We start from the raw sequence: 10,941 nt of genomic DNA, 5'->3' as shown, positions 1-10,941 counted from the left end.
ATAAGCCCAGCCAACGCGACAACGGATATGCACACGACCTCAACGTCGCGGGAAGACGCGGAGCGTCAAGACAGCCGTTACCACGCGGAGCGTGGGAACGATCAAAGCTCGGCGCTTGATGCCCAACCCATTATTCCTGCCAACGCTCTGGAACCTCTATCCCACACAGTTGTTGCGTGGTTATGGTCTGGGGCCGGTGCTATGATCCTGCCCCTGTGTCGCAAAAGAGTAGAAACTCACCGACGCATACTCTGTACGGCCGCCCGTGATCGGCCTTGCGCTAACCGCAACCTGACCTGAGTAGGAGAATCACCATGGCTTTCGAATTGCCGCCGCTGCCTTACGCACATGACGCTCTGGCACCGCACATCTCCAAGGAAACCCTGGAATACCACCACGACAAGCACCACAATACCTACGTCGTGAACCTGAACAACCTGGTGCCGGGCACCGAGTTCGAAGGCAAGACTCTGGAAGAAATCGTCAAGACTTCCTCGGGCGGTATCTTCAACAACGCAGCCCAGGTCTGGAACCACACTTTCTACTGGAACTGCCTGGCGCCAAACGCCGGCGGCCAACCTACCGGCGCACTGGCTGATGCCATCAACGCAGCGTTCGGCTCCTTCGACAAGTTCAAGGAAGAGTTCAGCAAGACCTCCATCGGCACCTTCGGCTCCGGCTGGGGCTGGCTGGTGAAGAAGGCTGACGGCTCCCTGGGCCTGGCCAGCACCATCGGTGCAGGCAACCCGCTGACCAACGGCGACACCCCGCTGCTGACCTGCGACGTCTGGGAACACGCCTACTACATCGACTACCGTAACCTGCGTCCAAAATACGTCGAGGCGTTCTGGAACCTGGTCAACTGGAAGTTCGTTGCCGAGCAGTTCGAAGGCAAGACCTTCACCGCCTGATCCGCACATCAGATGGTTGTCTGAAAAAAACCCGGCATGTCCGGGTTTTTTTTCGCCTTCTGTTCGTCCTTTATGTATCGTCGGACAACGATAGCGGACTAATATCAGTGGCGGCCCGATTCGACGAATTGCCGCTCAAGTTCCACCTGCTTTCTACCGACACAGTACCGATAGCCTTACTTGCCCGCAGGAAATCGTTATCTGGATGAAACAGGTCAAGGGTGTATCAGGACCTTGACGTGGACTGTGTGCATGCCAATGCTTGCAACAACCCGCTATCGCATGGATGAAGGAATGCCCATTTGAAGCTGGAACTCAAGAACAGCTTGTCGGTGAAGCTGCTGCGCGTGGTGCTGCTTTCGGCGCTGGTCGTAGGCGTTGTGCTCAGTTGCGCGCAGATCGTGTACGACGCCTACAAGACCCGCCAGGCGGTGGCCACCGACGCCGGCCGGATTCTCGACATGTTCCGCGACCCCTCGACGCAGGCTGTCTATAGCCTGGACCGCGAGATGGGTATGCAGGTCATTGAAGGTCTGTTTCAGGACAAGGCCGTGCGCATGGCCTCCATCGGCCATCCCAACGAGACCCTGCTGGCCGAAAAGACCCGTGACCTGGCCGCAACCCCGACTCGCTGGCTGACCGATCCCATCCTCGGCCAGGAGCGCAGCTTTACCACGCAACTGGTGGGCCGCAGCCCCTACAGCGAATATTACGGCGACTTGCGCATTACTCTGGACACCGCCACCTATGGCGAAGGTTTCCTGACCAATTCCCTGATCATCTTCATCTCCGGCGTGCTGCGTGCCCTGGCGATGGGCATGGTGCTGTACCTGGTCTATCACTGGCTGCTGACCAAGCCGCTCTCGCGCATCATCGAGCACCTGACCAGCATCAACCCGGACCGCCCTAGCGAGCATCAACTGCCGCTGCTCAAGGGTCACGAAAAGAACGAACTGGGCATCTGGGTCACCACCGCCAACCAGTTGCTGTCGTCCATCGAGCGCAACACCCACCTGCGCCATGAAGCCGAATCCAGCCTGCTGCGCATGGCGCAGTATGATTTCCTTACCGGCCTGCCCAATCGCCAGCAACTGCAGCAGCAACTGGACCGGATTCTGGTGGACTCAGGTCGCGTGCAGCACCGCGTCGCCGTGCTTTGCGTAGGCCTGGACGACTTCAAGGGCATCAACGAACAATTCAGCTATCAGGCCGGCGACCAGTTGCTGCTCGCCCTGGCCGATCGGCTGCGTGGGCACAGCGGACGCCTGGGCGCACTGGCGCGCCTGGGGGGCGACCAGTTCGCGCTGGTGCAGGCCGACATCGAACAACCTTACGAAGCAGCGGAACTGGCGCAAAGCATCCTCGATGATCTGGAAGCCCCGTTCGCGGTCGACCAACAGGAAATCCGCCTGCGCGCCACCATCGGCATCACCCTGTTCCCCGAAGACGGCGACAGCACCGAGAAGCTGCTGCAAAAAGCCGAGCAGACCATGACCCTGGCCAAGACCCGGTCACGCAACCGCTACCAGTTCTACATCGCCAGCGTCGACAGCGAGATGCGTCGCCGCCGGGAGCTGGAAAAGGACCTGCGCGAGGCACTGGTGCGCAACCAGTTCCACCTGGTCTACCAGCCGCAGATCAGCTATCGCGACCAGCGCGTGGTCGGTGTCGAGGCACTGATTCGCTGGATTCACCCGGAACACGGCTTCGTGCCGCCCGACCAGTTCATTCCGCTGGCCGAGCAGAACGGCACCATCATCGCCATCGGCGAGTGGGTGCTGGACCAGGCGTGCAAGCAACTGCGCGAATGGCACGACCAGGGCTTCTCCGAACTGCGCATGGCGGTGAACCTGTCCACCGTCCAGTTGCACCACGCCGAGTTGCCACGGGTGGTGAACAACCTGCTGCAGATCCATCGCCTGCCGCCGCGCAGCCTGGAGCTGGAAGTGACCGAAACCGGCCTGATGGAAGACATCAGCACCGCCGCCCAGCACCTGCTCAGCCTGCGCCGCTCGGGGGCGTTGATCGCCATTGACGACTTCGGTACCGGCTACTCGTCGCTCAGTTACCTGAAAAGCCTGCCCCTGGACAAGATCAAGATCGACAAGAGCTTCGTTCAGGACCTGATCGACGACGATGACGACGCCACCATCGTGCGCGCCATCATCCAGCTCGGCAAAAGCCTGGGGATGCAGGTCATTGCCGAAGGTGTGGAAACCACCGAGCAGGAGGCCTACATCATTTCCGAAGGCTGCCACGAGGGTCAGGGCTACTTCTACAGCAAGCCATTGCCGGCCCGGGAGTTGCTGTCATACCTCAAGAACGCCCAGCGCTCCTACGTCGGGGTGCTCTGATTCGGTGCTCTGATTCAAAACCTACAACACTCCACGTAGCAGTCCGGCTTGCCGGCGACAGCGAATGCTGAATCGCCTCGCCGGCAAGCCGGACTGCTACGGGTCATTTATCCGGGTTCTATTGTTTCGGTTCGCCTGACACGCCTTGTAACAGCTTGAAATATCTCCCCCGCCTGCGTAACGGCGTTTCGCCTTTACACCGAATGCAAATCTTTCGCATTATGTCGCAGCTTTTTTTGGCGTTCGCCACCGTTCACACACACTTTCGACGCAGGATTCCGTCATGATTCGTACGCCCCTGGCAACTGCCAGTCTGCTGGCCCTCGCTATCGCCCTGGCCGGTTGCGACCAAGGCAAGGACAAGCCCGCCGCTGCCGCGCCCACTCCGGCCCCAGCCGCCGCACAGGCGCCCGCTGCCGCTCCGGCCCCAGCGCCAGCCCAGACCAGCGATGCCGAGGCCAAGGCCGTGGTCGCGAACTACGCGAACATGGTCTTTGCCGCATTCAGCGACGCCGAATCCACCGCCAAGGCACTCAGCACCGCGGTCGACGCCTTCCTCGCCACGCCAAACGACGCGACCCTCAAGGCCGCGCGCGATGCCTGGCTCGCCGCCCGCGTTCCGTACATGCAGACCGAAGTCTTCCGCTTCGGCAACACCATCATCGATGACTGGGAAGGTCAGGTGAACGCCTGGCCGCTGGACGAAGGCCTGATCGACTACGTCGCCAAGGACTACCAGCACGCCCTCGGCAACCCGGGCGCCACCGCCAACATCATCGCCAATAAATCGATTCAGGTTGGCGAAGACAAGGTCGATGTCAGCGAAATCACCCCTGAGAAACTCGCCAGCCTGAACGAGCTGGGCGGCTCCGAAGCGAACGTCGCCACCGGCTACCACGCCATCGAATTCCTGCTCTGGGGCCAGGACCTGCACGGCACCGGCCCAGGCGCCGGCGAGCGGCCTGCCAGCGACTACATCGACGGCAAAGGCGGCACCGGTGGCCACAATGACCGTCGTCGCGCCTACCTGAAGGCGGTCACCGACCTGCTGGTCAGCGACCTGGAAGAAATGGTCAACAACTGGAAGCCGGGCGTTGCCGACAACTATCGCGCCTCGCTGGAAGCCGAACCAGGCGACAGCGGCCTGCGCAAGATGCTGTTCGGCATGGGCAGCCTGTCGCTGGGCGAACTGGCGGGCGAGCGCATGAAGGTCGCGCTGGAAGCCAACTCCAGCGAAGACGAGCACGACTGCTTCAGCGACAACACCCACAACTCGCACTTCTACAACGGCCTGGGCATCCGCAACGTTTACCTGGGCGAGTACACCCGCGTAGACGGCAGCAAAGTCAGCGGCCCGAGCCTGTCGTCGCTGGTGGCAAAAGCCGATGCCGCCACCGACGCCACCCTGCGCGCCGACCTGGACGCTACCCAGGCCAAGTTGCAGGTCATCGTCGATCACGCCAACAAGGGCGAGCACTTCGATCAGTTGATCGCCGCAGGCAACACTGCTGGCAACCAGGTGGTTCGCGACGCCATCGCAGCACTGGTCAAGCAGACCGGCGCCATCGAACAGGCCGCAGGCAAACTGGGCATCACCGACCTGAATCCGGACAACGCCGATCACGAGTTCTGATCCCGAGTCCCAGGCGCGTCTTGCGGCGCGCGGCAGGCAGTAACACCGGATGCCGATCCAGAAATGGATCGGCATTTTTCATGCCCTGAAAAATATTGAAACTCCTTGTAAAAACGGGCTTTTCAGGACCGATCCGTAAATTTTGTAGGGCATTTCCTGATCGTCCGATGTCGGATTGAACACTGGGTTTTCGCCGCCGATGATGCGTACTTCCTTGCCCCATCCCATCCAGGAGGAGACAGAAAGTGCCCAGAGGAAACAAGAAAAGGCGCCGCGTCAGTAAACTCAAAGCCAACGATTACGGTATCCACCTGCTGGTCGGCATCAAGGGGCCTCGTGCCTGGAAGGTGACGATCTATCGTGACGGCACAACCTTCAACCGACTGTTCTCATTCTCCCGCTACGGCGGTCGCGAGGCGGCACGCAAGGCGGCGGACGCCTGTCGCGACCAACTGTTGCTCAACCACCTGCCCCGCCTGAGCCGGGACATCCGTCAGCGCATCATCGCCACCAACACCAGCGGCTATCCCGGCGTGCATTACCGCTGCTACACAGGCACTGCCTACTGGGTGGCGCGCACCACGCTGCGCAATGGCAGCAGTGTCACCAAGTCGTTCCGGGTCGAGTACTACGGCTATGAACGAGCCAAGGAGCTGGCGATCCGCGAGCGAGAACGGCAGCTCGACACCGTGGGCGACTACCGTTCGTTCAAAGTGGTCGAGGGTGAACAGCGCCTGATGCAACTGATGATCGAAAACCCGACGCTGGAAATTGCCGGCATGTGAACCGCACTTGCGCTTCGCCTTTCCGGGCGGAGCGCTAATTGGTAACAACCTATTGCGAGAGGCGCTTCCAAACGCAAATCCCTCTTATTCCCTACAGGCGGGGCTGGTAAGCTTGCTCGCCCCGATTTCACGCCCTTTGCAGGATCTGTATGACTGTGCGGTTCCGTCTTTCGCTTTTCCTGCTGATGGCTGTGGCCCTCGGTGGGTGCGATGACGCCCCGCGTTTTACCTCGGCAGAACCTGGCGAAGCACAATCGGGCGGCGCTGCGACGGTCAACCGGAGCGACCGCAACGCGTTCTCCCTGCCCTCCGGCAACCTGTCACCTTCGCGGCGGCTGGATTTCAGTGTCGGCAACAGTTTCTTCCGCAACCCTTGGGTCATCGCACCCTCGACCACCACGGCGCGGGATGGCCTGGGCCCGCTGTTCAACACCAACGCCTGCCAGAACTGCCACATCAAGGACGGCCGCGGACACCCGCCCGAGCCCGGCGCGGACAACGCCGTTTCCATGCTGGTGCGCCTGTCCATTCCGGATGAGCCGGGCGAGCGTACGCCCGCCTACGCCAGGCAGATCCAGCAGATGGGCCTGACGCCTGAGCCGGTGTACGGCACGCAATTGCAGGACATGGCAGTTCCCGGAGTGGTGCCCGAAGGCAAGGTGCGCGTGGTCTACGACACCCTGACCGTGCATTTCCGCGACGGCACGCCGGTGCAACTGCGCCGCCCGACCCTGCAGATCACTCAACTGGGATACGGCCCGATGCACCCGCAAACCCGCGCTTCGGCCCGTATTGCGCCGCCCATGATCGGCCTTGGCCTTCTGGAGGCGATCCCCGAAACGGCGATCCTGGCCAACGCCAACGCCGAGAACCACAACGGCAGCGGCATCACCGGCAAACCCAACTGGGTCTGGGATGATGTCCGGCAGAAAGTCGTGCTCGGGCGCTTTGGCTGGAAAGCCTCACAGCCAACCGTGCTTCAACAGAATGCCCATGCACTGGCAGGCGACATGGGTCTGACGTCCAGCCTCAAGACCCGCGATGACTGCACCCCGACCCAGACCGCCTGCCTTGAGGCACCCAACGGCGAAGGGCCGGATGGCGAGCGGGAAGTCAGCGACAATATCCTGCGGCTGATGACCTTCTACGCACGCAACCTGGGTGTTCCGGCGCGCCGCGACGTGGGCGACCCGCAAGTGCTGGAGGGCAAGAATCTGTTCTTCAAGGCCGGTTGCCAGCAGTGCCATACACCGCAGTTCACCACCTCGGCCAACGCCCCGGAGCCGGAGCTGGCCAACCAGGTGATTCGCCCCTATACCGACCTCTTGCTGCACGACATGGGCGAAGGGTTGGCCGACAACCTCAACGAGTTCCAGGCCAACGGCCAGCAATGGCGCACGGCGCCGCTGTGGGGGATCGGGCTGACCCAGACGGTCAGTGGTCATACCCAGTTCCTGCACGACGGCCGCGCCCGCAATCTGATGGAAGCGGTGCTGTGGCACGGCGGCGAAGCGCTGCCGGCCCAGCGCCAGGTCTTGGCTTTTGACGCTCAGCAGCGGGCTGCGCTGCTGGCATTTCTGAATTCTCTATAACTTTTTGCAAATAAGGAGCCGGGCATGTTCCGTCCCAAGCTGTTGTTCACCGGCCTTGCCGCCCTCGCGCTGGGCGCCTGCGCCCCTTCGGATCCGCAAGCCGTGACGTCCGCTGCCATCGCCAAGCAGGTGATCCTGCCGACCTACAGCCGCTGGGTAGACGCCGACCGGCAACTGGCGGTCAGCGCCCTCGCCTACTGCCAGGGCAAGAGCGACCTGGACACGGCCCGTGCCGACTTCCTTCACGCGCAGAAGGCCTGGGCCGAATTGCAGCCGCTGCTGATCGGCCCGCTGGCCGAGGGCAACCGTTCCTGGCAGGTGCAGTTCTGGCCTGACAAGAAGAACCTCGTGGGCCGTCAGGTCGAGCAACTGGTGACGGCCCAGCCGCAGATCACTGCCGAAGCCCTGGCCAAGTCCAGCGTGGTGGTGCAAGGCCTGTCGGCCTACGAATACATCCTGTTCGACGCCAACATCGACATGGCCGCTGCCGACCAGAAAGCGCTCTACTGCCCGCTGCTGACCGCCATCGGCGAACGCCAGAAAAACCTGGCAGAGGAAATCCTCAACAGCTGGAACAGCACCGACGGCATGCTCGCGCAACTGAGCAAGTTTCCGAACCAGCGTTACGCCGATTCCCACGAAGCCATCGCCGAATTGCTGCGTGTTCAGGTGACGGCGCTGGACACCCTGAAGAAGAAGCTAGGCACGCCTCTGGGCCGCCAGTCCAAAGGCGTACCGCAGCCGTTCCAGGCCGATGCATGGCGCAGCAAGGCTTCGCTGAGCAGCCTGCAGGCGAGCCTGGCCAGTGCCGAGACCGTCTGGTCCGGTGTCGACAACAAAGGCCTGCGTGGCCTGTTGCCTGCCGAGCAGAAACCGCTGGCCGACAAGATCGACGCCGCCTATGCCGAAAGCCGCAAGCAGCTGGCCGCGCTCAAGCCGCCGCTGGTCGAATTGCTGGCGACCGAACAGGGCCGTCAGCAGTTGAATGCGTTCTATGACAGCCTCAACGTGGTGCATCGCCTGCACGAGGGCGAACTGGCCAAGGCGCTGGGCATTCAATTGGGGTTCAACGCCAACGATGGTGACTGATATGTTGCGACGTCAGGCTCTTGCGCTGGGCAGCCTCGTTCTCAGCGCCTGCACGCTGGATGGCTGGACGCTGTTGCGCAAAAAAGGGGAAAGCCCGCTGCTGCTGTCCGCCCGTGACGACAGCGACGGCCGCCACTACGCCGTGGGTTACCGGGTGGATGGCACGCGGGTGTTCGCCACGCAAGTGGCCCAGCGTTGCCACGACATCATCGATCACCCTACCCTTTCGATTGCGCTGTTCGTCGCCCGCCGTCCGGGCACCGAAAGCTACCTGATCGACCTGCGCGACGGCCGCCTGTTGCAGACCATCACTTCACGGCCCAACCGGCATTTCTACGGCCACGCGGTGATCCACAAGGGGGGTGAGTGGCTGTACGCCACGGAAAACGACACCACCGATCCCGGCCGGGGGCTGCTGGGCGTCTATCGTTTCAACGGTGAGCACCTGGAGCACAGCGGCGAGATTCCCACCCACGGCATCGGCCCGCATCAGGTGTCCTGGATGCCTGACGGTGAAACCCTGGCGGTCGCCAACGGCGGCATTCGCACCGAGGCCGAAAGCCGCGTGGAGATGAACCTCGACGCCATGGAGCCGAGCCTGGTGCTGATGCAGCGTGACGGTACGCTGCTGAGCAAGGAGACACTGAGCCAGCAGATGAACAGCGTGCGCCACATGGCCATTGCCCGCGACGGCACCATCGTGGCCGGACAGCAGTTCATGGGGCCGTCCCACGAGTCCGCCGAGTTGCTGGCGATCAAGCGTCCAGGACAGCCGTTTCAGGCCTTTCCCGTGGCTGAACAGCAGTTGCAGGCGATGGCGCACTACACCGCCAGCGTGGCGATCCACAATGAGTTACGTCTGGTGGCCTTAACAGCGCCGCGCGGCAATCGTTTCTTCATTTGGGACCTGGACAGCGGCGCAGTGAAGCTCGATGCGCCCCTGCCCGATTGCGCCGGTGTCGGCGCCGTGGCCGACGGTTTCGTGGTGACCTCGGGCCAGGGCCGCTGCCGGTTCTATGATTGCCGCCAGAATACCCTCGCGCCCCAGCCGCTGGAATTGCCGGCGGGGTTGTGGGACAACCATTTGCATTTGGTTTGAAGGTTTGATGGTTTTGGGTGTTGGCTTGAGGGACATACACGGATGCCCTTCGGGCGCATCGCGAGCAAGCTCACTCCTACATCTTTTGCAACGTGCCATGGCCTGATGGACCGAGGCTGGCAACGCGGTCCATCAGAATGCGGCACGTTGCAAAAGATGTAGGAGCGCGCTTGCCCGCGACCAAGCCCGAAGGGCATCAGAGTCGCGATCTAAAGCGTCACAATCCAAAATACAACACGAATACCGTGTTTTGCCTGATTCATCCGTTTTCCAAGGAAGTGGAATATGTTGCGTCGCCGTATGTTGCTCATGCTGGCTGTAGTGGTGATCGTGGTACTGGCCCTGGGAGGGTACAAGGCCTTTTCGATCTACAAACAGATCCAGCAGTTCTCTGCCCCCAAACCGCCCATCAACGTTGCCGTCGCGGTCGTCGAAGAACGCTCGTGGGAAAATCGCCTGCCCGCCATCGGCAGCCTCAAAGCGTTTCAGGGCGTGGACCTGAGCCTGGAAATCGCCGGCACCGTGAAGGCTGTGCAGTTCGAATCCGGGCAGAAGGTCAAGGTCGGCCAGCCCCTGCTGCAACTGGACAGCGACGTGGAAAAGGGCTTCTTGGGCACCGCCGAAGCGGACCTGGGCCTGGCTCAGGTCGATTACGCCCGGGGCAGCAAGCTGGTGGGCGACGCGGCCATTTCCCGCGGCGAGTTCGACAAGCTCGCGGCCACCCAGAAGAAAGCCGCCGCCACCGTCGCCCAACTCAACGCATCACTGGCCAAGAAGCGCATTCTTGCGCCGTTCAGCGGCACCATCGGCATTCGTCAGGTGGACGTCGGCGACTACCTGGCCAGCGGTACGGTGATCGCTACCTTGCAGGACCTGAGCAGCCTCTACGCCGACTTCTTCGTGCCCGAGCAAATGCTGCCCAAACTTGCGATCGGCCAGAAAGTGCAGGTCAGCGTGGCCGCGTACCCCGGCAGCACGTTCGACGCCAGCATCAGCGCCATCAACCCCAAGGTCGAGGACGCCACCCGCAACGTGCTGATCCGCGCCACCCTGCCCAATCCTGACGGCAAATTGTTGCCCGGCATGTTCACCAGCCTGTCGGTCATCCTCGGCCAGGACAGCCGTGAGCTGGTGGTGCCCGAGAGCACCATCACCTACACGCTGTACGGCAATTCGGTGTTCGTCGTGGGGCCGAAAAAAGGCGCCGACGGCAAGCCGGAAAACAACAGCAAAGGCGAACCGCAGTTGGCCGTGGAGCGGCGCTTCGTGCAGACCGGCGAGCGCCGGGGCGGATTCGTCATCATCAGCAAGGGATTGCAAGCCGGCGAACAGGTCGTGACCGGAGGCCAGCTCAAGCTGGACAACGGCGCCAGCGTCGCCATCAGCGCCGATACGGCAGCCCCCGTCGAGCAGCACAGCCAGGGCTCAAAGCCCGGATCTGCTGACTGATCGACCTGACTGTCAAAGGAGCTTTCATC

The 10,941-nt window shown here is 62.2% G+C and carries 8 protein-coding genes; all 8 read left to right on the top strand.

Annotated features, from left to right (window positions below; translation table 11 throughout):
* Positions 1-314: 314 nt before the first annotated feature.
* Positions 315-911 (top strand): superoxide dismutase, encoded by a 597-nt coding sequence (locus tag NPS29_RS25365; RefSeq protein ID WP_274135976.1) that lies wholly within the window; start codon positions 315-317, stop codon positions 909-911.
* Positions 912-1,213: 302 nt separating this feature from the next.
* Positions 1,214-3,265 carry a putative bifunctional diguanylate cyclase/phosphodiesterase gene (locus NPS29_RS25360; protein WP_274135974.1) on the top strand — a complete coding sequence of 684 codons (2,052 nt, stop codon included), beginning with the start codon at positions 1,214-1,216 and terminating at the stop codon, positions 3,263-3,265.
* Between the two features lie 283 nt (positions 3,266-3,548).
* Positions 3,549-4,898 carry an imelysin family protein gene (locus NPS29_RS25355; protein WP_274135973.1) on the top strand — a complete coding sequence of 450 codons (1,350 nt, stop codon included), beginning with the start codon at positions 3,549-3,551 and terminating at the stop codon, positions 4,896-4,898.
* Positions 4,899-5,143: 245 nt separating this feature from the next.
* A complete protein-coding gene (locus NPS29_RS25350) occupies positions 5,144-5,683 on the top strand; it encodes an AP2/ERF family transcription factor (protein ID WP_274135972.1) in 540 nt (179 codons plus the stop codon).
* 149 nt (positions 5,684-5,832) lie between these two features.
* Complete coding sequence (locus tag NPS29_RS25345) at positions 5,833-7,275, top strand: di-heme oxidoredictase family protein (RefSeq protein WP_274135971.1); 1,443 nt, start codon at positions 5,833-5,835, stop codon at positions 7,273-7,275.
* A 24-nt stretch (positions 7,276-7,299) separates the two neighbouring features.
* Positions 7,300-8,364 (top strand): imelysin family protein, encoded by a 1,065-nt coding sequence (locus NPS29_RS25340; RefSeq protein ID WP_274135970.1) that lies wholly within the window; start codon positions 7,300-7,302, stop codon positions 8,362-8,364.
* Position 8,365: 1 nt separating this feature from the next.
* Complete coding sequence (locus NPS29_RS25335; protein WP_274135968.1) at positions 8,366-9,463, top strand: DUF1513 domain-containing protein; 1,098 nt, start codon at positions 8,366-8,368, stop codon at positions 9,461-9,463.
* 285 nt (positions 9,464-9,748) lie between these two features.
* Positions 9,749-10,912 (top strand): efflux RND transporter periplasmic adaptor subunit, encoded by a 1,164-nt coding sequence (locus tag NPS29_RS25330; RefSeq protein ID WP_274135966.1) that lies wholly within the window; start codon positions 9,749-9,751, stop codon positions 10,910-10,912.
* Positions 10,913-10,941: the final 29 nt, after the last annotated feature.

It is taken from the genome of Pseudomonas putida (assembly GCF_028682175.1).
In the GTDB taxonomy this organism is placed as follows: domain Bacteria; phylum Pseudomonadota; class Gammaproteobacteria; order Pseudomonadales; family Pseudomonadaceae; genus Aquipseudomonas; species Aquipseudomonas putida_AD.
The sequence above is the reverse complement of the archived record's forward strand: the minus strand, read 5'-3'. Positions and strand labels throughout refer to the sequence as shown.

Coding starts and splice junctions, on each gene's coding strand:
- NPS29_RS25345 (WP_274135971.1), top strand. CDS start 5,833: ATGACTGTGCGGTTCCGTCTTTCGCTTTTCCTGCTGATGGCTGTGGCC.
- NPS29_RS25365 (WP_274135976.1), top strand. CDS start 315: ATGGCTTTCGAATTGCCGCCGCTGCCTTACGCACATGACGCTCTGGCA.
- NPS29_RS25330 (WP_274135966.1), top strand. CDS start 9,749: ATGTTGCGTCGCCGTATGTTGCTCATGCTGGCTGTAGTGGTGATCGTG.
- NPS29_RS25340 (WP_274135970.1), top strand. CDS start 7,300: ATGTTCCGTCCCAAGCTGTTGTTCACCGGCCTTGCCGCCCTCGCGCTG.
- NPS29_RS25335 (WP_274135968.1), top strand. CDS start 8,366: ATGTTGCGACGTCAGGCTCTTGCGCTGGGCAGCCTCGTTCTCAGCGCC.
- NPS29_RS25355 (WP_274135973.1), top strand. CDS start 3,549: ATGATTCGTACGCCCCTGGCAACTGCCAGTCTGCTGGCCCTCGCTATC.